Annotated in this window: 17 protein-coding genes and 1 pseudogene; 5 read left to right on the top strand and 13 right to left on the bottom strand. The window is 73.0% G+C overall.

Annotated features, from left to right (window positions below; all coding sequences use genetic code 11):
• Nucleotides 1-9 precede the first annotated feature (9 nt).
• Together AB0J40_RS22170 and AB0J40_RS22165 are read left to right on the top strand one after the other, a co-directional pair.
• Nucleotides 10-396, top strand: a complete 387-nt coding sequence (locus AB0J40_RS22170; protein WP_364455968.1) for a PPOX class F420-dependent oxidoreductase — start codon at nt 10-12, stop codon at nt 394-396.
• Entirely contained in the window at nt 393-677 is a 285-nt protein-coding gene (locus AB0J40_RS22165; protein WP_364455966.1) for an antibiotic biosynthesis monooxygenase family protein, read from the top strand. Before AB0J40_RS22170 ends, AB0J40_RS22165 begins: the two co-directional genes overlap by 4 nt.
• On the opposite strand, the gene AB0J40_RS22160 is transcribed toward AB0J40_RS22165, so the two are convergent.
• Complete coding sequence (locus tag AB0J40_RS22160) at nt 647-1,246, bottom strand: TetR/AcrR family transcriptional regulator (RefSeq protein WP_364455964.1); 600 nt, start codon at nt 1,244-1,246, stop codon at nt 647-649. The two genes, AB0J40_RS22165 and AB0J40_RS22160, sit on opposite strands and share 31 nt — an antisense overlap.
• Before the next feature lie 61 nt (nt 1,247-1,307).
• On the opposite strand from AB0J40_RS22160, the gene AB0J40_RS22155 reads away from it, so the two are divergent.
• Nucleotides 1,308-2,021, top strand: a complete 714-nt coding sequence (locus AB0J40_RS22155; RefSeq protein ID WP_364455962.1) for an SDR family oxidoreductase — start codon at nt 1,308-1,310, stop codon at nt 2,019-2,021.
• Nucleotides 2,022-2,377: 356 nt separating this feature from the next.
• Here AB0J40_RS22155 and proB read toward each other — a convergent pair whose 3' ends face one another.
• The 5 genes from proB to AB0J40_RS22130 all read right to left on the bottom strand — a co-directional run bounded on the left by proB (nt 2,378) and on the right by AB0J40_RS22130 (nt 8,999).
• Nucleotides 2,378-3,487, bottom strand: coding sequence for a glutamate 5-kinase (gene proB / locus AB0J40_RS22150; RefSeq protein WP_364455960.1), 1,110 nt, complete (start codon nt 3,485-3,487; stop codon nt 2,378-2,380).
• Nucleotides 3,484-4,938, bottom strand: coding sequence for a GTPase ObgE (gene obgE, locus AB0J40_RS22145; protein ID WP_364455958.1), 1,455 nt, complete (start codon nt 4,936-4,938; stop codon nt 3,484-3,486). Before obgE ends, proB begins: the two co-directional genes overlap by 4 nt.
• 104 nt (nt 4,939-5,042) lie before the next feature.
• A complete protein-coding gene (rpmA, locus tag AB0J40_RS22140; protein ID WP_285480691.1) occupies nt 5,043-5,300 on the bottom strand; it encodes a 50S ribosomal protein L27 in 258 nt (85 codons plus the stop codon).
• Nucleotides 5,301-5,342: 42 nt separating this feature from the next.
• A complete protein-coding gene (gene rplU, locus AB0J40_RS22135) occupies nt 5,343-5,657 on the bottom strand; it encodes a 50S ribosomal protein L21 (RefSeq protein ID WP_086678418.1) in 315 nt (104 codons plus the stop codon).
• A gap of 165 nt (nt 5,658-5,822) precedes the next feature.
• Entirely contained in the window at nt 5,823-8,999 is a 3,177-nt protein-coding gene (locus tag AB0J40_RS22130) for a translation initiation factor IF-2 N-terminal domain-containing protein (protein ID WP_364455956.1), read from the bottom strand.
• A 533-nt stretch (nt 9,000-9,532) separates the two neighbouring features.
• On the opposite strand from AB0J40_RS22130, the gene AB0J40_RS22125 reads away from it, so the two are divergent.
• Nucleotides 9,533-10,957, top strand: a complete 1,425-nt coding sequence (locus AB0J40_RS22125) for a S8 family serine peptidase (protein WP_364455954.1) — start codon at nt 9,533-9,535, stop codon at nt 10,955-10,957.
• Between the two features lie 210 nt (nt 10,958-11,167).
• Here the strand turns inward: AB0J40_RS22125 and AB0J40_RS22120 are convergent, their stop codons facing one another.
• The 7 genes and pseudogenes from AB0J40_RS22120 to AB0J40_RS22090 form a co-directional block, all read right to left on the bottom strand.
• The gene (locus AB0J40_RS22120) at nt 11,168-11,998 is read right to left on the bottom strand and encodes an ABC transporter permease (protein ID WP_364455952.1); all 831 of its coding nucleotides are present in this window, start codon (nt 11,996-11,998) and stop codon (nt 11,168-11,170) included.
• Nucleotides 11,998-12,804, bottom strand: a complete 807-nt coding sequence (locus AB0J40_RS22115) for an ABC transporter permease (RefSeq protein WP_364455950.1) — start codon at nt 12,802-12,804, stop codon at nt 11,998-12,000. Before AB0J40_RS22115 ends, AB0J40_RS22120 begins: the two co-directional genes overlap by 1 nt.
• A gap of 149 nt (nt 12,805-12,953) precedes the next feature.
• Nucleotides 12,954-13,898 (bottom strand): ABC transporter ATP-binding protein, encoded by a 945-nt coding sequence (locus AB0J40_RS22110; protein ID WP_364455948.1) that lies wholly within the window; start codon nt 13,896-13,898, stop codon nt 12,954-12,956.
• A gap of 41 nt (nt 13,899-13,939) precedes the next feature.
• A complete protein-coding gene (locus AB0J40_RS22105; RefSeq protein ID WP_364456289.1) occupies nt 13,940-17,218 on the bottom strand; it encodes a phosphodiester glycosidase family protein in 3,279 nt (1,092 codons plus the stop codon).
• 132 nt (nt 17,219-17,350) lie between these two features.
• Nucleotides 17,351-18,070 (bottom strand): maleylpyruvate isomerase family mycothiol-dependent enzyme, encoded by a 720-nt coding sequence (locus AB0J40_RS22100; protein ID WP_364455946.1) that lies wholly within the window; start codon nt 18,068-18,070, stop codon nt 17,351-17,353.
• A 61-nt stretch (nt 18,071-18,131) separates the two neighbouring features.
• Nucleotides 18,132-18,542, bottom strand: coding sequence for a nucleoside-diphosphate kinase (ndk, locus tag AB0J40_RS22095; RefSeq protein ID WP_043777641.1), 411 nt, complete (start codon nt 18,540-18,542; stop codon nt 18,132-18,134).
• Between the two features lie 58 nt (nt 18,543-18,600).
• Nucleotides 18,601-19,466, bottom strand: a pseudogene (locus tag AB0J40_RS22090) (alkaline phosphatase D family protein); the annotation flags it as partial.
• A gap of 89 nt (nt 19,467-19,555) precedes the next feature.
• Between AB0J40_RS22090 and AB0J40_RS22085 the strand changes: the two are divergent.
• Nucleotides 19,556-21,913, top strand: coding sequence for a penicillin acylase family protein (locus AB0J40_RS22085; protein WP_364455944.1), 2,358 nt, complete (start codon nt 19,556-19,558; stop codon nt 21,911-21,913).
• Nucleotides 21,914-21,927: the final 14 nt, after the last annotated feature.

Below are 21,927 nucleotides of genomic sequence, written 5' to 3'. Positions count from 1 at the left end.
GAGACCACTGTGGAACTGCCCGGCGATCTGCTCGCTCTCCTTCGCGCACCCAGTCTCTGCTTCCTGTCGACGCTGATGCCCGACGGCTCGCCGCAGCTCACCCAGACCTGGGCGGACACCGACGGCACGCACATCCTCGTCAACACCGTGCTGGGACACCAGAAGCAGCGCAACATCGCGCGCGACCCGCGGGTGGCGCTCAACGTCGCCGACCGCGACCGGCCGTCGCGCTACTACGCGATCCGCGGACGGGTCCTGGACATGACCGAAGACGGTGCCGTCGAGCACATCGAGAAGCTGGCGCAGCGCTACCTCGGCGGCCCGTACCCGTGGTGGGGTGGCCGCGACCAGACGCGGCTGCTGCTCACGATCAAAGCGGATCGGATCGCGTCGTGATCATCGTCGCCGGCTGGCTCGCCGTCGCTCCCGAAGAGCGTGACGCCTACCTCGAGGGGTGCGCCGAAGCCGTCCGGCTCGCGCGGGAAGCGCCCGGCTGCCTCGAGTACGCGCTGGGCGCCGACCTGCTCGACCCCGGCCGGATCACCGTGTACGAGCGCTGGGAGTCCGATGCGGACCTCGAGCGCTTCCGCGGGTCCGGGCCGTCGGACGAGCAGTCGGCGCAGATCCTCGACGCGTCCGTGGCGCGCTACCGGATTTCGGCGGTCGAGGCGCCGTGATCCGCTAGCAGCGTCACCAGTTCCCCGGCCAGGCTGCGGCCGATCGGCTCCCGCGTCGCGAGGAGCCGGTACCAGAGCGTGCCGAACACGACGTCGACGACCGTGCCGGGCGCGACGCCCGCGGGCAGTTCGCCGCGCTCGCGGGCGCGGTCGACGATCGTCCCCAGCGCTTCGCGGCGGCGGTACAGGAAGTCCTCGCGGAAGCGCTTGCCGAACTCCGGGTCGAGCTGCGCCTGCGCCATCAGCGCCCGGAGCGTGTCCGCGACCTGGTTCTTCTCCCCCAGTTCGAACGTGCTGTCCAGGAAGTGCCCGAGGTCGGCGCGGAAGGACCCCTCGTCGGGAATCGGGATCTGCAGGTCGGCCTTCGTCGCGAGCGCGTCGAGGAGGACGTCGGCCTTCGACGGCCACCAGCGGTAGATCGTCTGCTTGCCGACGCCGGAGCGCGCGGCGATGCCTTCGACGGTCAGCGCGCCGTAGCCCGCCTCCGCGACCAGGTCGAGCGTGGCGGCGAGGATCGCCAGCCGGCTCTGCTCACTGCGCTTGCGGCCGGGACGGGACTGGTCGGTCATGGGATCCGATGGTAGCGTCGATTTCGAAACGAGACGTACCGGTTCGAAATGGGGAACAAGCATGAGCATCGCACTCGTCGCCGGCGGCACTTCGGGCATCGGCCTGGCGACCGCGCGGCGGCTACACGAACGGGGGTACACCGTCCACGTCACCGGACGGGGGAAGGAGCGCTTGGACGACGTGGCCGCGAGCGACCCGTCGCTGACCGGGCACCAGGCGGACGGCGGCGACGCGACGGCGATGGGCGCGCTGGCATCGTCGCTGGGGACGGTCGACGTGCTGGTGGTGAGCCTGTCCGGCGTCGAGGGCATGGGGCCGATCGAGGCACTGGACCTGGCGGTGCTGCGGCGGGCGTTCGACGCGAAGTTCTGGGCGCACCTGACCACGGTCCAGGCGGTGCTGCCGCACCTGGCTGCGGACGGGTCGATCACGCTGCTGAGCGCGATCACGGCCCGCGCGGCGATGGCGGGCACGGCCGGGATCGGCGCCCTGAACGCGGCGATCGAAGCGCTGGTCAAGCCGCTGGCGGTGGAGCTGGCGCCGCGGCGGGTGAACGCGGTTTCGCCGGGAGTGGTGGACACGGCGTGGTGGAGCGGGTTCCCGGCGGAGGTGCGGGAGGGGTTCTTCGCACAGACGGCGGCTTCGATCCCGGCCCGGCGCGTGGCGACGGCGGACGACGTGGCGGAGGTGGTGACGCTGGCGGCGACGAACCGGAACCTGACCGGAACGGTGTTGGAAGCCGACGGCGGTGCCCGGTTGGTCTCGCTGGGATGAGCGCGGGCGGCGCTTCCCTGTGAAGGCGCCGGGTAGGGCGAGGGCCGCCGGGGGGAGGGGCGGCGGGTCGCGTGTGCGGAGGGGCCCGCGCCGCGCGATCGGCCGCGCGGGACTCGCTTGCCGACGGCCATGATGTGCTCGCGCAGCTCGCCGACGCCGCGCGGCCGGCCATGCGGGACCGCCAGGCCGCTCGGTCGGCTACGCGGAGGCGCTAGCGCCGGGCGGCCGCCCTTCGGCGGCCCGCAGGCGCCGCGCGGTCGGCCGTTCAACCTGCGGCGAGCCCGCGACGGCACGGCATCAGCCGAGCGAGGGGCAGCAGGCTCGTTGGGCGGTGGGGAGCCAGTCCGTGGCGGCTTCTAGCGGCGCAGTGGGACCAGGTCGTCGGCGTGGACTACCTCTCGGCGTTGCTCCTCTGGGAGCTCGTGGGATGACCGGCCGATCAGGTCCGGGAGCTCCGTCGCGTCGAACGCCACCACTCCGCGGGCCACCCGGCGGTCCTTCGCGTCCACCAGATCCACCACGTCGCCGGCCTGGAATTCGCCCGACACGCCGGTGATTCCCGCCGCCAGCAATGACCTGCGGCGGCGGACCACCGCCGTCACCGCGCCGTCGTCCAGGCGGAGCGTTCCCGTTGTGTCCGCCGCGTAGCCCAGCCAGAACCTGCGGGCCGACAAGCGCGTGTCCGCCGGGGCGAACGCCGTGCCCGGGGACGCCGAAGTCAACGCCGCCGATGCCTCCGAAGCCGCCGCCAGGAGGACCGGGATGCCCGCTCCCGCCGCCGTGCGGGCGGCCGCGAGCTTCGAGACCATTCCGCCCGTGCCGAGGCCCGAGCTGGACATGCCCACCGAAATGCCGTCCACATCGGACTCCGAGAGGACCTCCGTCAGCTTGCGCGTCGCGCCGTTGCGGGGGTCGCCGTCGTACAGACCGTCCACATCGGACAACAGGACCAGCGCGTCCGCGCCGATCAGGTGCGCGACCAATGCCGCCAGGCGGTCGTTGTCGCCGAAGCGGATCTCTTCCGTTGCCACCGTGTCGTTCTCGTTGACCACCGGGACCGCGCCCAGCGCCAGCAGCCGCGAGAACGTGCGCTGCGCGTTGCGGTAGTGCGACCGGCGGACGACGTCGTCCGAGGTGAGCAGCACCTGGCCGACCGTCAGCGAATACCGGCCGAACGACTCCGCGTACGCGTGCGCCAGCGCCAGCTGGCCGACGCTCGCCGCCGCCTGCTGGGTCGCCAGGTCGCGCGGGCGCTTGCCCAGCGAAAGCGGGGCGAGGCCGGCGCCGATCGCGCCCGAGGACACGAGCACTATCTGCGTGTCGCGGGCCACGCGCTCGGCGATCGCGTCGACCAGCGCGTCCAGGCGGGCCGCGTCGAGGCCGCTGCCCGCCGTCGTCAGGGCCGACGAGCCGACCTTGACGACCAGGCGCCGGGCCGCGGCGATCGCTTCGCGCGTGCCGCTCACGCGTCGAGGTCCAGGTCGTCGTCCTCGCCGGTGCCGTCGCGGCGGATCCGGCGGGCCTCCTTGCGCTCGGCCGCGCCGACGCGGTCGCTGCGCTCCAGCCGGACGTCGGTGCCGCGCCCGGACAGGTGGACCGCCACCGAAGGCGTCGACGGCTCCCACTCGAACTGGACGTCGCCGATCGTGACCGGGCTGCCCGGCTTCGCGCCGAGCTTCGCCAGCTCGTCCTCGACGCCGAGGCGGTTGAGCCGGTCGGCGAGGTAGCCGACGGCCTCGTCGTTGCCGAAGTCGGTCTGGCGGATCCACCGTTCCGGGCGGGCGCCGCGCACGATGAACGCGCCCTCCTCCTCGGGGTCGACCTCGACGGTGAACCCGGAGTCGTCGACGGCGAGCGGGCGTAGCACGATCTTCTCGGGCTCCAGCACCGGCTGCGCCTCGCGGTACTCCTCGACGATCGCGGCCAGCGCGAACGTCAGCTCGCGCAACCCCTTGCGGGACGCCGTCGAGACCTCGAAGACGCGCAGGCCGCGGGCCTCGAACTCCGGCCGGACGAACTCGGCGAGCTCGGCGGCCTCCGGGATGTCGATCTTGTTGAGCACGACCACGCGGGGCCGCTCCTCGAGCTTGCCGCCGAGACCGGGCGTGTACTTCGAGAGTTCCTCTTCGAGGGCGTCCACATCGGACAGCGGGTCGCGACCCGGCTCCAGCGTCGCGCAGTCGACGACGTGCACCAGCACCGCACAGCGCTCGATGTGGCGGAGGAAGTCCAGGCCCAGGCCCTTACCCTCGGACGCGCCGGGGATCAGGCCGGGCACGTCGGCCATCGTGAACACCGTGTCGCCGCCGGTGATGACGCCGAGGTTCGGCACCAGCGTGGTGAACGGGTAGTCGGCGATCTTCGGCTTGGCCGCGGACAGCACCGAGATCAGCGACGACTTGCCGGCGGACGGGAAGCCGAGCAGGCCGACGTCGGCGACCGAACGCAGCTCCAGCACGAGGTTGCGGGCCTCGCCCGGCTCGCCCAGCAGCGCGAAGCCGGGGGCCTTGCGGGCCTTCGACGCGAGCGCGGCGTTGCCGAGGCCGCCGCGGCCGCCCTGCGCGGCGACGAATGTGGTGCCCGGGCCGATGAGGTCGGCGACCATCTCGCCGTCCTCGGTGAACACGACGGTGCCGGACGGCACCTTCATCACCAGCGTCTCCCCCGCCGCGCCGGCGCGGTTGCCGCCCTGGCCCATCTTGCCGCTGCCCGCCTTGGCGTGCGGCCGGAAGTGGAAGTCGAGCAGGGTGTGCACGTTGGGGTCGACGACCAGCAGGACGTCGCCGCCGTTGCCGCCGTTGCCGCCGTCGGGGCCGCCGAGGGGCTTGAACTTCTCGCGGTGCACCGAGGCGCAGCCGTTCCCACCGTCACCTGCGGTCAGGTGGATCACCGCACGGTCCACGAACCGGGACGCCATGACTTGCCTCTTTCACCTGCGGAAGATCGGACACATAAAGAAGCGAGGGGTGGCACCGGATATTCCGGCCCCACCCCTCGCTGAAAGCTCTCGAAGCCGAAGACTCAGGCTTCCGACGGCACGATGTTGACCGTCTTGCGGCCACGCTTCTCGCCGAACTGGACGGCACCGGTGGCCAGCGCGAACAGCGTGTCGTCGCCGCCACGGCCGACGTTGACGCCGGGGTGGAACTTGGTGCCGCGCTGGCGGATCAGGATCTCGCCGGCGTTGACCTGCTGGCCGCCGAAGCGCTTGACGCCGAGGCGCTGCGCGTTCGAGTCACGACCGTTGCGGGAGCTGGACGCACCCTTCTTGTGAGCCATAGCTCAGTCCTCTTTCTGAAAACCGAAGATCCGGAGAAACCCTTACAGGGAGATGGCGGTGACCTCGACGCGGGTCAGCTTCTGCCGGTGACCCTGGCGCTTGTGGTAGCCCGTCTTGTTCTTGAACTTGTGGATCCGGATCTTCGGACCCTTGGTCTGCTCGACGACCTTGCCGGTGACCGAGACCTTCGCCAGCGCGTCGGCGTCCGTGGTGACCTCGCCACCGTCGACGTACAAAACGGCGGGGAGGATGTGCTCGGTGCCCGGCTCGCCCTCGAGCTTCTCGACCTCGACGACGTCGCCGACGGCCACCTTGTACTGCTTGCCGCCGGTCTTGACGATCGCGTACGCCGACACGGAAGTCTCCTGCATTACTCGACAATGGGTGGGGGCTCCGCGCGACCGGCCCACCTGGTGGAAACGGCGGTCCAGGACTCGCGCAGGCGACCTGCTCTGGTGGCAGGCCGTACTACAGGTTACGTGGGGTGCCCCGGTGCGTTACCACCGGGGTCCCCAAGTCGTTCACTTGCTCTGGTCGGAGGCGTGCACCGGCGGTCCCGCCGGGCGCGACGCGGCCCGGCGCGGACGGCGCCGGGTGGAGCGCGCGGCCGGTTCGGGCACGCTGACCTCCGGCTCGGCGACCGGTTCCACGGGCTCCGAAGCCGCCGTGACCGGCTCTTCCGCCGGTTCCGGGGCCGGGGTCCGCTCGACCTCGGGCTCCTCGTCCTGCGGCACCGGGGCCTCGTCCGCCTCGGTGGTCACCGGGGTGCCGGCGACCTCCTGGGCGGGCTCGGCGGGCGGCTCGGCCGCCACCGGCGTCTCGTCGGCCTCCGTGGTCGCCGGGGTGCCCGCGACCTCCCTGGCCGGCTCCGGGGCGGGCCCGTCGCCGTTCAGCGCGCCGTGGTCGTGCTCCTTGGCCGCCTTCGAGGCGTTGGCCACCGCGGCCACCGCGGAGGCGATCGACTCGCGCCGCTCCGGCGGCGGAACCGCGTGCACCTCGGCCTTGGCGGCCTCGGCCTGCTCCTTGGCGGCTTCCTCGCCCTTGCCGCGGCCCCGCGACCGGCGGGAGGTCTTCTCCCCGCCGCCGTTGCCGCCGTTGCCGTTGCCGTTCCCGCCGTGGTTGTGCCCACCGCCACCGGCCGTGCGCTGCACCTCGGTCGAGACGAGCACGCCCCGGCCCTTGCAGTGCTCGCACGGCGTCGAGAACGCCTCCAGCAGGCCGGTGCCGATCTTCTTGCGGGTCATCTGGACCAGGCCGAGCGAGGTGACCTCGGCGACCTGGTGGCGCGTGCGGTCGCGGCCGAGGCATTCGGTGAGGCGGCGCAGCACCAGCTCGCGGTTGGACTCCAGCACCATGTCGATGAAGTCGATCACGATGATGCCGCCGATGTCCCGCAGCCGGAGCTGGCGGACGATCTCCTCCGCCGACTCCAGGTTGTTGCGGGTCACCGTCTCCTCGAGGTTGCCACCCGATCCGGTGAACTTGCCGGTGTTGACGTCGATCACCGTCATCGCCTCGGTGCGGTCGATGACCAGGTAACCGCCGCTGGGCAGCCAGACCTTGCGGTCGAGGGCCTTGGTGATCTGCTCGTCGATCCGGTGGTCGGCGAACGCGTCGCCGGTGCCCGTGTAGCGCTTGAGGCGCTCGGTGAGCTCCGGCGCGACGTGGCTGACGTAGCCGTTGATGGTCTCCCAGGAGCGGTCGCCCTGGATCTCCAGCTTGGCGAAGTCCTCGGTGAAGAGGTCGCGCACGACCTTGACCAGCAGGTCCGGCTCTTCGTAGAGCATGGTCGGCGCGCCGCCCTTCTTGGCGGAACCGGCGGCGGCCTTCTCCTTGATGACGTCCCACTGCGCCTTCAGGCGGTCGACGTCGCGGCCCAGCTCCTCCTCGCCGATGCCCTCGGAGGCGGTGCGGATGATGACGCCCGCGTCCTCCGGGACGATCCGCTTGAGGATGTCCTTCAGGCGGCGGCGCTCGTTCTCCGGCAGCTTGCGGGAGATGCCGGTGGCGCCGCCCGCGGGGACGTACACGAGGAACCGGCCGGGCAGCGAGATCTGCGTGGTCAGCCGGGCGCCCTTGTGCCCGACCGGGTCCTTGGTGACCTGGACCAGCACGGAGTCGCCGGTGGACAGCGCCTGCTCGATCTTGCGGGCCTTGCCCTCCAGGCCGGCGGCGTCCCAGTCGACCTCGCCGGCGTAGAGCACGGCGTTGCGGCCGCGGCCGATGTCGATGAACGCGGCCTCCATGCTCGGCAGCACGTTCTGGACGCGGCCGAGGTAGACGTTGCCGACGATCGAGCCGGAGCCCGACTGCGTCACGAAGTGCTCGACCAGCACGCCGTCCTCGAGGACGGCGATCTGCGTCGCGTCGCCCTTCTCGAGGACGACCATCGTGCGCTCGACCGACTCCCGGCGGGCGAGGAACTCGGCCTCGGACAGGATCGGGGCACGGCGGCGGCCGGCCTCACGGCCGTCGCGGCGGCGCTGGCGCTTGGCCTCCAGGCGGGTCGACCCGCGGACGCTGCGCACCTCGTCGCGCGCCGGGCGCTCGCGCTCGGCCTGCTCGGCCTTCGCCTGGCGGACGTGCGTGACGGTGTTGGGCGGGTCGTCGGTGCTCTCGGCCTCGTCACCGTCCGAGCCCTTGCGGCGACGGCGGCGGCGACGGCGCTTGCTGCCGCCCTCGGCCTCGTCGCCGTCGGAGTCGGACTCGGCGTCCGCGGCGGTTTCCTCGGCCTCTTCGGCGTCCGCTTCGGGCTTTTCGTCCCCGTTGCGGGACTTGCGACGCGGCTGCTCTTCGGCCTGGTCCTCGTTCTCGGCGGTCTCGTCGCCGCCCTCGGCGCCCTTGCCGCGGCCACGGCCACGACGACCCCGGCGGCGACGGCGGCGGCTGCCGGCGTCCTCGTCTTCGTCGGTCTCGGTGGCCGGGGTGGTCTCTTCGGCCTCTTCCTCGGCGACCTCGGGCTCGGGGCGGGTGCGCGACTCCGGGCGCGGCTCCGGCTCCGCGAACGGGTCGGCGGGCTTGCGGGCCGGCTTGGCCGCGGGCTCGGCGGGCTCCGGCGGCAGGAAGACCGGCGACGGCGCGGCGAACACCGGCAGGTGCGCGCGGGTCTTCTGCCGCGGGCGCGGCTTCTCGGCCTCGGCGGCGGGCGCCTGGCTCTGCTCGGGGTCGGTCTGCTGCTGCGCGAACGGCTGACCGGCGCCGCGGCGGCCGGCGGGCTGGTCCTGACCGGCGCCCTGCGCGAACGGCTGACCGGCGCCGCTCCGGCCAGAGGCCTGGCCCTGACCGGCGCCGCCCTCAGCGGCGGGCTGTCCGGCGACCTGGCCCTGACCAGCGCCCTCAGCGGCGGGCTGTCCGGCGACCTGGTCCTGACCGGCGCTGCCCTCGACGGCGGGCTGCCCGGCGCCACCCTGTCCGGCGACCTCACCGGGCGTGGCCGTCTCGGCCGCGGGCTGCTCGCCCCCGTCGGGTGCGAAGGCCTCGGCCACCTTGAGCGCCACGTCCCTGGTCACGCTCGACTGCGCGCTGCGCACGCTCTCCCCCAGCTCGGCGAGCTGGGCCAGCACGTCCCGGCTGTGCTTCTCGAGCAGCTTCGCCAGCGCGTGCACCCGGATCCGGGCGGGCAGGTCGGCCAGCGGGCCGCTCGCGGGTGTGGCGGGATTCCCGCCGGTGTGCTCGGCGGGTGTTTCCGCGTTCGACATGTGTCTCCTCCGCCCCCGGGCGCGTCTGCCGGTTCGCACCGGCAGGGACGCGGCCGCGCAGGGGCCCCTTTCTGTTCGTTCCGCCGTGGTGGTCACCAGCGACGGGAATCCTTGCCCGACGACCGGGCGCCGCACCGCCGCATCCGGCGGCGCGCAACCCGGTCAAAGGTCTGCTCGGCGCTGTGCGCGGCACTCGCGGCCCCCGGGCCGCCCGCCACGTCGTCCAGCCGCCCGATCCGGGCGGCGACGCGCGTCGTGCTGATTCGTGCACATCACCGGGCCACAACGCCGCAGGCAGCACCTCTCACGTGCGCCCCGCGGCCCAGCGGCCACCCCGAGTATCCCACACCGGGTGACTGCTCCGGTGTACTCGGTACCTCCGCCCACGCCGCCGGGCGCGCCGCGAGCCCACCGGCCGGGGGAACTTGGCCGTAGCGCTTGTCCGCCGGGCACGGGGTGGCTACCGTGCGGCTCGGGGTGCCCGGGATCTCGCGCGCCGGCACCCGCGGTTCCTGCATCCGGTGGGAGGTCCGGTGTCCCTGCTGGCGCGGCCGCTGCGAGCGGCCGTGTGCACCGTACTGGTGCTTTCGGGATGCGTCACCGCCGGTCCGGCGGCGGCCGACGCGCCCGCCTGCGGCCACGGGCGGGCCCTGCGCTACGTCGTCGCCTTCGACCGCGGCACGGCCGAGTCCGCCGCCCGCGCGCAGGTCACGGCGGCGTGCGGCGCCACCACCGTCTACTACCCGCAGATCGCCGTGGCGGTCGCCACCTCGGGCGACCCGTCGTTCGGCGCCCGGATCGGGCTCGACCGGGCGTTCAGCGCCCAGGCCGAGCGGCTGGCCGCGCAGCGCGCCACCGAGGTCAGGCCGCAGCCCGCACGTGCCACGCTGCCCGTCACGGACCCGGCCCGCGTGCCCACCGCGGACCTGAGCGGGCAGCAGTGGGACATGCGGATGATCAACGCGGGCCGCGCGCCGGGCGCGTCGGACGGCAGCCGCGACGTCGTCGTCGGCGTCCTCGACTCGGGCATCGACCCGAACCACCCGGACCTGACCGGCGCTCTCGACCGCGACGACTCCGCCGGCTGCCTGACCGGGGAGCCCGACCGGTCGCCGTCGGCCTGGGCGCCGACGACGTCGGTGCACGGCACCCACGTGGCGGGGATCATCGCGGCGGCCGACGACGGGCGCGGGGTGACGGGTGTGGCGCCCGGGGTCCGCGTGGCGTCGGTGAAGGTGATCGACGACCGCGGCTACGCCGACCCGGAGGCCGCGGTGTGCGGCCTGATGTGGGCGGCCTCGCGGCACCTGCGGCTGACGAACAGCAGCTTCTTCGTGAACCCGTGGACGCTCTCGTGCATCCGGGGCGACGACCGCGGGGTGGTGCACGAGGTCCTGGCGCGGGCGGTGGAGTACAGCACGTCGGCGGGGACGCTGAACGTCGCGGCGGCGACGAACGAGGCCGTCGACCTGACGCCGTCGGCGCGCTCCGGCTCGGCCGGCCCCGGGTCCGGCTGCGAAGCGCTGCCGGCCGGGCTGCGGGACGTCGTCGCGGTGTCGGCCGTCGGCTCGGACCGGGTGAAGGCGGGCTACAGCTCGTACGGACTGGGCGTGATCGACGTCACGGCCCCCGGCGGGGAGACCGGCGAGTGCGTGCTTTCGACGGTGCCCGGCGGGTACGCGCCGCTGTGCGGGACGTCGATGGCCGCGCCGCACGTCACCGGGGTGCTGGCGTTGCTGGCGTCCACCTTGCCGGACGCGGGGCCGCGGCAGCTGCGGCGGACACTGGACGCCCAGGCGATGCCGATGCCGTGCCCGGCCGACTACGACCTCACCGGCGACGGCACCCAGGACGCCTACTGCGCGGGGTACGAGGGGTTCAACGGCTTCTACGGCCACGGGATGGTGGACGCGCTCGCCGCCACCGTGCCGCGCGGCAAGCCCGACCCGGCCCGCTGAGCCTGGCTGCAGCTACGGCGGTTTCGGGGGTGTCCGGTCGCGGGGACGCTCGGCCGCGGGAGCGCTCGGGCGCGGGGACAATCGGCTTCCGGAGCGCTCGACCGCGGGGACGCTCGGCTTCCGAAGCGCTCGGTCGCGGGGAGGGCGGCGCTTGGCCGCCGCGGCGGACCGCCAGGCACACGACCGACCTCGGCGGGCCGGGCGGGCCGCTCACGTCAGCAGGAGCTTGGCGATCCTCCTCGTCGACGCCCACAGGCCCACCGCGCCCAGTACCAGCAGGTAGGCCAGGTTGACCAGCATGCTGCCGGACAGGATGCCGGTCGCCAGGCCGCGCATCAGCTCGATCGCGTGGTACAGCGGGAGGCAGCGGACCAGCCACTGCAGCGGCTCCGGGTAGACCGCCAGCGGGAAGAACGTCGTCGCGAACAGGAACATCGGCATCAGGGCCAGCGCGATGTAGTCGAACTGGGCCGTCGACTCGAGGAACGTCACCAGTGCCATGCCGATCGCCGAGAAGGCCAGGCCCACCAGCAGGGCCGCCGGGACCATCAGCAGCGCCCACCACGACGCCAGCAGCCCCATCCCCGCCGCGATCGCGAGGAACGCCACCGCGTAGATGCCGCCGCGGGTCATCGCCCAGCCGATCTCGCCCAGCGCGATGTCGAGCGGGCCGATCGGGGTCGCCAGCATCGCGTCGTACAGCTTCGCGTAGCGCAGCTTGAAGAACAGGTTGTACGTCGACTCGAAAACGGCGCCGTTCATCGCCGACGTCGCCAGCAGCGCCGGCGCCACGAACGCGACGTAGCCCATCGGGCGGCCGTCCGGGCCCGCCACCTCGGTGACGAGCTTGCCGAAGCCGAGCTGGAACGCGAGCAGGTAGAGGAACGGCTCGGCCGCGCCGGAGAGGAACATCAGCCAGCTGTTCCAGCTCACCCGCACCGAGCGCTCGACGAGCATGCGGGCCCGGCCCGCGTACAGCCCGGGCGGCAGGATCCGCAGCAGCAGCCCGGCCCGCGCCGGCGGGGCTTGGACGCTCACCATCAGACCACCAGCCTCCGGTAGAAGGCCCGGTGCGCGAGCGCCCACCCGGCCGCGAACAACGCCGCGAGCACCGCGAGGTGGCCGAGCATCGCCCAGCCACCGACCCCGCCGAGGCTCGCGCCGCGGGCGAGCTGGGTGCCGTGCCAGAGCGGGGACAGCCAGGCCAGCCAGCGGATCGCGCCCGGCAGCTGGGAGATCGGGAAGAACGTGCCGGAGAACAACGTCATCGGCATCACGACGAACCGGAAGATGATCCCGAACCGCTGGCCCTCGTCGTAGGTCCGGGCCGCCAGCGCGGTGATCGGCGTGGCGCAGGCGAGCCCGGTGACCGTGCCGACGAGGATCACCAGCAGCACGCCGGGGCCGGTCCAGGCGCCGAAGAACAGCGCGACGAACGCGTAGATCGCGCCGGCGAGCGTCAGGCGCAGGGCCGTCCAGATCAGGTGGCCGCCGAGGACCTGGCCCGGCGACACGGGGGTGGCCGTGACGGCCAGGTAGTCCTTCTGCCACTTGAACCCGGACAGCACGGGGTAGCTCGAGTCGCCGACGGCCTGCTGCGCGGCACCGGCGGCGAGCAGGGCGGGCGCGATGTACTGCAGGTACGAAAGGCCGCCGGTGACCGCGCCGGGGCGGACCTGCGAGCCGAAGCCGAGGCCCATGGCGGCGAGGAAGAGCACGGGCTGGAGGCCGGTGGAGTACAAAGTGGACACCCAGTGGCGGCGGTACCAGGTCCAGTACCCCTCGACGCGCAGCCAGGCGCCGTGCCAGGTGCCGACCACGCGGCCGGTGGATTCGACGGTGGTCATGACCGCCGCTCCGACCCGCGAAGCCGCGGCAAACCGGGGGTCCGGGGGCCGGCCCCCGGCCGGGGCGTGGGGGCCGCGCCCCCACAGGACACACTGACGAGGGTCATCGGCGAGCGCCCTCCGCGAGCATGGTTCGTCTCCATCCCGAGTCAGTCCACCAACGTCCGGCCGGTCAGCCTCAGGAACACGTCCTCGAGGGAACTCCGCCGCACCAGGCTCGACAGCGGCCGCACGCCGCGGGAATGCGCGTGCTCCAACGTGTCCTCGCCGTTGTCGCTGTACAGCAGGACCCGGTCCGGCAGCACCTCCACCCGCTCCGCCAGACCTTCGACCTGCTGGGCGGCCGCGACCTGCTCCCCCGGCGCGAACCGCAGCTCGACGACTTCGCGCGTCGAGTAGCGGCTGATCAGCTGCGCCGGCGAACCCTCCGCGGCGATCCGGCCGTGGTCCATCACGACCAGCCGGTCGCACAGCTGCTCCGCCTCGTCCATGTAGTGGGTCGTCACGATCAGCGTCGTGCCCTGGGCCTTCAGCCGGAACAACCGATCCCACAACAGGTGCCTGGCCTGCGGGTCGAGCCCGGTCGTCGGCTCGTCGAGCAGCAGCAGCTCCGGGTCGTTGACCAGCGAGCGGGCGATCGTCAGCCGCCGTTTCATGCCGCCGGACAGCGGGTCGACCTTGTCGCCCGCCCGGTCGCCCAGCTGCGCGAACTCCAGCAGCTCCTCCGCCTTGCGCCGGGCCGCCGCCCGCGACAGGCCGAAGTAGCGGCCGTAGATCAGCAGGTTCTCCCGGACGGTCAGCTCGACGTCCAGGTTGTCCTGCTGCGGCACGACGCCCAGCCGCGCGCGGATCCGCGGCCCGGCGACCTCCGGGTCGAGCCCCAGCACGCGGAGGTCGCCGTCGGTGCGGGGTGACACGCACGCGATCATCCGCATCGTCGACGACTTGCCGGCGCCGTTCGGGCCGAGGAAGCCGAACGCCTCCCCGCGCCGCACCTCGACGTCGATCCCGCGCACGGCCTCGAACTCGCCGAAGCGCTTCACCAGTGCCTTGGCCTGCACCAGCGCCGGTTCCCGGTCCTCCGATTCGTCCACCCCCCGACCATACGAGCGGGCACCGACAAAAACCGAACGGTTTAGCCGCGCACGGTCACGACCAGCGACTGCGTCACCCCGTTGACCGTGACCGAAAGCCGGGCGACACCGGGCCGCAACGCCGTCAGGACCCCCGAAGCGGGATCGAACGCCACGACACCCCAGCCGACCGTCCAGTCCGCGCTCACCGGGTAGGCCACCGGCACGTCCCGGGTGCCCTGCCGCACCGAAGCGCGGACGACCGCGCGTTCGCCGCGAACCATCGAAGACGGCCCCGCGAGGGAGAGCGAGTCGACGTTCGGCCGCGTCTCGAACCGCACCGGCTGGGCGCGGTCGGCCGGGTCGACGCGCAGCAGCGTCCAGCCGACGAACCCACCGTCGCCGGGCGCGGCCGCGGGTGCCTTGCCCGAATTGCCGTTGACCAGGTACGGCACGCCGTCCACGCGCGACAGCGAGAACACGCCCGCGTGCGAAGCCACCGAAGCGGCCGGTTTGCCGGACGCCTGCTCGAACCCGGTCAGCCACTGGGTCAGCAGCGTGGCTTCCTTCCGGTCGCCGAGCTGGGAGTTCCCGGTCGGGCTCGGGTCCCGCACCGGGTGGTGCATCGCGACGACGACCCCGCGGATCGAGCGGTCGGCCGCCGCGGAGTCCAACGCCGACCGCAACATCCGGACCTGGTCGAACCCGCCCGCCCGCAGCGAACCGCGCGACGAGTCGAGGAGCACCAGCCGGATGCCGTGCACGTCGACGACCTGGTGGGTGCCGCCGAACGCGGCCTGGAAGTTGGCCAGGCCGTTGCCACCCTCGGCCTCGTGGTTGCCCGGCACGTAGTACCAGGGCACCTTGCCCTCGAGTTCCTCGGTGACGACCTGCCGGGCGAGCACGAAGTCGGGTGCCGTGCCGCGGTCGACGAAGTCGCCGTTGATCAGCACCAGGTCCGGTTTCGCCGCGACGGCTTCCCGCAGTGCCCGCCGGGCCTGCGCGACCAGCGGGCCCGCCGGGTCGTCCGCGGTGAACTGAGCGTCGCTGACGACCGCGACGCGCAGGCCGCCGGTCAAGACACCGTCGGTGGCCAGGGCCGGGTCGTGCGGGGCGGGGTCGGCGGGCACGGTCGCGGTCGGCGCCACCTCGAAGGTCAGGTCGTCGAACACGAGGTGGCCCTCGTACTGCTGGTCCGGCACGTTTTCGACGGCGTAGAAGCGAGCCAGGCGCTGGCCGTCGGGCAGCCCGGCCGGGACCGCGGCCGTGACGTACCGCCAGCCCGTCCAGTCGACGCTCAGCGAAAGGTCCACAATGGACGCCACGTTGGCGGCGTCGCGCAGTTCGGCGCGCAGCCACGCGCCCTTGGCGTCGCCGTTCACCCACAACCCGATCTTCTGCGTTCCCGAAGGAACCGGGAGCGGCGACGCGGGTGTCACGTACGCGGCGCGCGTCGCGGTCGTGCCGGTGAGCCGGTAGTCCAGCGCGAGCCCGGCGCCGCCGTCCCGCCCGGGCGCCGCGGACAGCGCCGCGCCGACGACCGCCGGGTACACCGTCGCGCTCCAGCCGGCCGGCCCGTCCAGCGAGGCCGCGACCTGCGGCACCGTGCCGACCGAAGCGGCCAGGTGCGTGGTCAGGCCCGCGGCCGAAGCGGTGATCGCCGACGCGCCGGACGCGGTCAGCGCGGTCACCTCGTAGCCGTCGCCCGACGGCTCGACCCGCACGACGGAGTGGTCGTAGTCGAGCTTGACGTCGTCGGGTTCCAGCCAGGTGCCGTAGCCGTCCGCGTCGTAGCCGTAGACCTTGAACGTGCTCTTCGCGCCCGCGGCCGACAGCGCGACCTGCTCGGTGCTCGTGCCCAGCCGGACCGCCTTGCCCAGCACCGAAAGCGTCGTCTTGCCGGACGCGCGGCCGGATCGGGCGACGACGTCGACGCCGCCGGCCGCGTGGCCGGTGACGACCCCGTGGGTCGCGGTGGCCCGCCGCGGGTCGGACGTGCTCCAGCGCGGGTCGGCAGCGACGGCGGCGCCGGTTTCGTCGTGGCCGTCGGCGACCAGGTGCCGGGTCAGCCCGGTCAGCACGCGGTTCGCGTCGCCGGTCGCCACGGCGGGCGCCGGGGAGAAGGCCGTGAGCCTGCCGCTGCCCGGCACGGTCGCGAAGCCGATCCCGTTGGGCACCAGGCGTTCCCCGCCGTCGGACGGCGAGTTCCGGACGCTCGGCGCGGCTTCGCCCTCGGTGCGCGCCAGGAGCGTCGACGAGCCGCCGCCGTCGAGGTTGATGGCGTCGTCGGCGCCGAGGCTCTTCAGGTGCCGGGCCAGCTCCAGCTCGGTCATCCCGCGGCTGTCGGCCTGCCGTCCGTCCACAGTGGCCAGCCACATCCGCCGGCCGTCGGCGGAGAAGCCGACCGCGGTCCGCGGGTGCATGGCCACGTTGTCGACCGGCTGCACGACGCCGGCGCGGAGCAGGACCTCGTTGCCGCCCACGGCGACCGCGATCTTCCCGGCGTCCGAGCGCGGCGCGTACGTGACACCCACCGGGTCGCCCGGCTTGAGGGCCGCGAGGGCGTCCGCCCCGGCTTCACGGGCCAGGAGCACCGTCGTGCCCGCCGCGATCGGGCCGGCCGCGGGCTGCTCGCGCGTGGCGGTCACGACGCCGTCGCGCAGTTCGACCTCGCGTACCCGCGAGGCTCCGGCCACCGAGGTCGCGCGGCCGGAGGCGCCCCACAACGGCGTGTAGACCCCGATCGCGTCGGTCCCGAGGACCGGGCTGTTGAAGTTCGTCGCTTTCACCGTGCCGCCGGGAAGCGTCACGGTCGCTTCGAGGAAGACCGAAGCCAGCTGCGCCTTGCCTTCGTCGGTGATGGACGCGGTGAGGTTGTGGCCGGTGGCGGGCGCGGTCTGCAGCTCGCCGCGGTCGATGCCGACGCCGATCGGCGCGCCGGTGGCGTTGATGTCGAAGAAGTCGCCGTTCACGCCGGCCACCGCGCCGGTGCGCGCGAGCTGCTGCGAAAGCGGCGTGCGCGCGGAAACCGTGCCGGGGCTCAGGTACGTCGGCTTCAGGACCTTGCTGCCCAGGTCGACGGAGAGGGTGTCGCCGCGGATCCAGCCCGCCGGGTCGAACCGGTCGAACTGGGTGAGGTTCAGCCCGGGCGCGACTTCGGTGGTGGCGCTGCCGGTGACGAGCCCGTCGTCGGGGTCCGCGGCGGCGAAGGTGGTCACGCCTTCGCGGGCCGACGACGCGGCGGGCGCGGCCTCGACCGGCGGCGTGCCGAGCGGCGCTTTCAGCGGATCGGCGTGGGCGGGGACGACGAACGCCGTCGCGAACAGGGCAGCGAGCGGCAACGCTGTGCGTGACTTCTTCACCAGGTACCCCAGTATCGAGTGAGAGTGAGCCGGACCAGCACAGCGCAGTGGCACGGCCGGGGGAAGGCTTCCCGGTGAACGCCGCCTGAATGGTCTAGAACAGCTGCCGGGTCAGGCGGTGAAAGGGGCGTTGAGGAGCTGGTCGGCGATCGTGGTGTCACCGCTGACGCGTGGTGGGGTCGCCGTTCGCTTCCACAGGCGCAGCAGGAGGTCCCGGGCCGTCGCCTCGACGGTCGCGGCGGGTTCGGTCGCCGGGCCGAGCGCGGGCGGTTCCCCCGGGTGCAGCGTCCAGACGTCGCCGGTGTCGGTGGCGCGCAGCGCGAGGGGCGCGTCCAGCGACGGTGCGGGGTGCCAGCGCGTGACGCGCGGGAGCCAGGCGGTCAGGAGCTCGTCGACGCCGTCCGCGGCGACCGCCGGGTCGAGCGCGTGGCCGCTGCCCGAGTCGGCGAGGTGGACGGCGGTTTCGTGCACCTGGCGGCGGAACCAGAACGCCTTGGTCTTCCCGGTGCCGCCGAAGTGCCAGCACCGGTCTTCGGGGTCGGCTTCGGCGAGTGCGTCGAGCAGGATCCCGGCGCTTTCGGCGTACCAGGACGCCAGCTCGGCGTCCGCGCCGGCTTCGAAGTCCTGCGGCTGCACTTCGCCGGTGGTGACGACGGAGGCGGCCCAGCGGTGCACGTTCCCGAGGTGGGTGCCGAGGTCGGCCAGCGTCCAGCCGGCGCAGTCGGGCACCTTCGCGGCCGGGTCGCCGGTGCGCAGCCGCTCGGCGAACGCGCTGGTCAGCTCGCGCAGCACCGGCAGGTACTCGCGGGCGGGGAACGGCATCGTCGTCATCGGGTCTCCCCCGGGAAACCGGGGCCGCGCGGCGGGCGCGGCCCCGGTGCCGGTCACAGCATCACAGGTCGGGGAACCAGAGCTTCAGCTCGCGCTCGGCCGACTCCGGGGAGTCCGAGCCGTGCACCAGGTTGTACTGGGTCTCCAGCGCGAAGTCGCCGCGGATGGTGCCCGGGGTGGCCTTCTCGACCGGGTCGGTGCCGCCGGCCAGCTGGCGGAACGCGGCGATGGCACGCGGCCCCTCGACGGCGAGCGCGACCAGCGGGCCCGACGTGATGAACTCGAGCAGGTCGCCGAAGAACGGACGCTCCTTGTGCTCGGCGTAGTGCTCCTCGGCCAGTGCCTGCGGAACGGTCCGCAGCTCGAGGGCGGCGAGCTTCAGGCCCTTGCGCTCGATGCGCGAGACGACCTCGCCGACGAGGCCGCGCGCGACGCCATCGGGCTTGACGAGGACCAGCGTGCGTTCAGTCACGACGGTGTTTCTCCTTGTTGCTTTTCGGGTCGGTGCGCGTGAGCGTAGCCGACCGTGCTCAACGGCCCTGCGGGTGCAGCTTCTTCGACCACAGCGACGCTCCGGTGGCGTCCCGCGGGTCCACCGTCAGGTCGCCGCTGCCGCCGTCGATGTTCAGCTCGCCGAAGTGCTGGAAGCCGTCGATCGGGGCCGTGTTCGCCGCCGGCGGGGCGTGGACGAACACCGCCTCCGGGCCGAACGTCGGGTCGAGGGCGTTCGGCCCGAACGCGCCCGCGTTCAGCGGCCCGGACACGAACTCCCAGAACGGGTCGAAGTCCTGGAACGCCGCCCGGTCTGGGGAATAGTGGTGCGCCGCCGTGTAGCGGTCAGCCAGACGACGTTGCGGACGCGGCGGCGCTGGATCTCCCGCAGCACCCACGCCAGCTCCGTCTCGCGGCCGCCCGGGGTGCCCGGCAGGTTGTTCGCCACCGCCTCGATCGCCGTGCCGTCCGGGACGACCAGGCCCAGCGGCATGTCCGCCTGGACGATCTTCCACGTCGCCGTGCTGCGGCCGAGCGCGTCGGCCAGCCGGCGGGCCTGCGCGTCGCCGAGGATGTAGCCCGGCTTCGTCTGGTCGGCTGTGTTGGCGTTGCGGTAGGTCCGCACGTCCAGCACGAAGTCGAGGGTCTCGGCGACCTTCGACTCCTCCGGCGTGACGACGTTGCGCCAGGTCCGGCCGCCGGGCAGGGGTGACCGTTTCCGTCAGGGGCCGTCGGAGTACACCGTGTCGCCGCTGTGCAGGAACAGGTCCGGGCGGCGGGCCGCCATCGCCGAGAAGATCGTCATGCCGCCCAGGTCCGGGTTGATGCCCCAGTTCTGGCCGACGACGTCGCCCGACCACACGATCCGGGTGTCGCGGCGGCCCACCGGCGCGGTGGCGCCGGTTTGCGCGCGGGTGAACGAATCCCCGGGTTTTCCCCCATGTCCGCGCGCCGTCGCCATCGGTAGCGTGGCGATCACGACAAGGGGGTCAGATGAGACCATTCAGGAAAACCCTGGCGGTTCTGACAGCGGCACTCACCATCACCACACTGGGGACCGGCATCGCGTCGGCGGCCGAGGAAAGCGGCGGGAAAGCCGTCCTCCGCTACACCGAGCACGGCATCCCGCACATCGTCGCGAAGGACTTCGCCGGCCTCGGCTACGGGTACGGCTACGCGGCGGCGACCGACAACATCTGCGAGCTCGCGAACATCTACCTCACGGTGAGCGCGCAGCGGTCGAAGTACCTCGGTCCGGACGGCGGCGGCTACCCGTCGCTGTCGGAAGCCGAGAGCAACCTGCACAGCGACCTGTTCTTCCAGCGGCTCAACGACTCGGGCGTCGTCGACCGGCTGGCCGCGCAGCCCGCGCCGCAGGGGCCGCGGCCGGAGGTCCGGCAGATCGTTTCGGGGTACGTCAACGGGTTCAACGCCTACCTCGCCCGCACCGGCCGGTCCGGGATCTCCGACCCGGCCTGCCGCGGCGCCGCGTGGGTCCGGCCGATCACCGAACAGGACTTCTACCGGCACTTCTACGCCATCGCGATCACCGGCGGCCAGGGCGTGGTGACCGAAAGCCTGTTCGCCGCACCGCCTTCCGGCGCGACACCGGCGCCGGGCACGGCCGGGCAGCTCTCCGACCAGGTCGAGAAGGCGCTGAGCGGCAGCGGGCTGGGCAGCAACGGCATCGCGATCGGAGCGGACTCCACCGCGGCCGGTCAGGGCAGTGTCCTGCTCGGCAACCCGCACTACCCGTGGCAGGCGGGCCGCCGGTTCTGGCAGAGCCAGCTGACCATCCCGGGCCGGTTCGACGTCGCCGGCGCGAGCCTGCTGGGCATGCCGTTCGTCCAGATCGGGCACACCGCCGACGCGGCCTGGACGCACACGGTGTCCACCCCGGTCACGTTCGGCCTCTTCGAGGTGCCGCTGACGCCGGGCGACCCCACGACGTACCTCGTCGACGGCAAGGCGGAGAAGATGACGTCCCGGGACGTCACGGTCCAGGTGCGCCAGGCCGACGGCTCGCTCAAGCCGGTCCGCCAGACCTTCTGGTCGACGCGGTACGGGCCCGTGATGAAGGACTTCCAGGGCGTGCCGCTGCCGTGGACGGCGAAGTCGGCGTACGCGGTGCGAGACGCCAACGCGACGAACCTGCGCGGCCTCAACACGTGGTTCGAGCTGGACCAGGCCCGCAGCACGGGCGACATCGTGCGGGCGCTGAGCCGCACGCAGGGCGTCCCGTGGGTCAACACCATCGCCACCGACCGGGCCGGCAACGCGCTCTACGCCGACATCCAGGTCGTCCCGCACGTCACCGACGAGCTGGCGAAGACGTGCAGCACCCCGCTGGGGCAGGGCACCTTCGAGCAGGTCGGACTGGCCATTTTGGACGGTTCGAAGTCGTCGTGCCGGTGGGGTTCCGACCCCGGCGCGATCGAGCCGGGCATCTTCGCGCCGTCGCGGCTGCCGCAGCAGCAAAGCCGTGACTACGAGCTGAACGCCAACGACAGCGCCTGGCTGGCGAACGCGAAAGCACCCATCACGGGGTACCCGCACATCGTCGGGGACATCGGCACCGAACGTTCGCCGCGCACGCGGGAAGCGTTGCTCACGGCCGAAAAGGGCGGTTTCACGACGGACTCGATGAAGAAGATGCTCTTCACCGACCACAGCCTGTTCGCCGACCTGACGGCCGCGGACCTGGCGAAGCTGTGCGCGTCCTTCCCGGGCGGGCAGGCACCGTCGTCCGCCGGCCCGGTGCCGGTCGGGCCCGCCTGCGACGCGCTGGCGAAGTGGGACCACACGTACTCGCTCGACAGCCGGGGTTCGCTGCTGTTCCAGCGGTTCGCGGCGCGGCTCGGGAACGTGGACCGGTTCACCGTGCCGTTCGACCCGAAGGCGCCGCTGACCACGCCGAACACGCTGAACGTCGGTTCTGCGGACGTGCAGAAGGCGTTCGGGGACGCGCTCGTGGAACTGCGCACGGCCGGGCTCGCCCCGGACGCGCGGCTGCGGAACGGCCAAGCGGTGACGCGGGGCGGCGAGCGCATCCCGATCCACGGAGCCCAGGGCTTCCTCGGCGTGCTCAACGTGATGACGCCGGTGTGGGACCCGGCGCACGGGAACGTCGAGGTGGCGCACGGGTCGAGCTACCTCCAGGTGGTCGGGTTCCGCGGCGGCGCGTGCCCGGACTCCTCGACGTTGCTGACGTATTCGCAGTCGGCGAACCCGGCGTCGCCGTACTTCAGCGACCAGACGAAGCTCTACAGCCGGGGTGAATGGGTGAAGGAACGCTTCTGCGAAGCCGACATCCTGCGCTCCCCCGCGCTGCGAGTGGTCGTCCTGCGCTGACGCTCCCGGCGGAG

This window comes from Amycolatopsis sp. NPDC049691 (genome assembly GCF_040675005.1).
Lineage (GTDB): Bacteria > Actinomycetota > Actinomycetes > Mycobacteriales > Pseudonocardiaceae > Amycolatopsis.
The sequence above is the reverse complement of the archived record's forward strand: the minus strand, read 5'-3'. Positions and strand labels throughout refer to the sequence as shown.

Bases quoted from the DNA above. Each gene is read 5' to 3' on its own strand.
- AB0J40_RS22160 (WP_364455964.1), bottom strand. From the start codon at position 1,246: ATGACCGACCAGTCCCGTCCCGGCCGCAAGCGCAGTGAGCAGAGCCGG.
- AB0J40_RS22155 (WP_364455962.1), top strand. From the start codon at position 1,308: ATGAGCATCGCACTCGTCGCCGGCGGCACTTCGGGCATCGGCCTGGCG.
- obgE (WP_364455958.1), bottom strand. From the start codon at position 4,938: ATGGCGTCCCGGTTCGTGGACCGTGCGGTGATCCACCTGACCGCAGGT.
- rpmA (WP_285480691.1), bottom strand. From the start codon at position 5,300: ATGGCTCACAAGAAGGGTGCGTCCAGCTCCCGCAACGGTCGTGACTCG.
- AB0J40_RS22130 (WP_364455956.1), bottom strand. From the start codon at position 8,999: ATGTCGAACGCGGAAACACCCGCCGAGCACACCGGCGGGAATCCCGCC.
- AB0J40_RS22120 (WP_364455952.1), bottom strand. From the start codon at position 11,998: ATGGTGAGCGTCCAAGCCCCGCCGGCGCGGGCCGGGCTGCTGCTGCGG.
- AB0J40_RS22115 (WP_364455950.1), bottom strand. From the start codon at position 12,804: ATGACCACCGTCGAATCCACCGGCCGCGTGGTCGGCACCTGGCACGGC.
- AB0J40_RS22100 (WP_364455946.1), bottom strand. From the start codon at position 18,070: ATGACGACGATGCCGTTCCCCGCCCGCGAGTACCTGCCGGTGCTGCGC.
- AB0J40_RS22085 (WP_364455944.1), top strand. From the start codon at position 19,556: ATGAGACCATTCAGGAAAACCCTGGCGGTTCTGACAGCGGCACTCACC.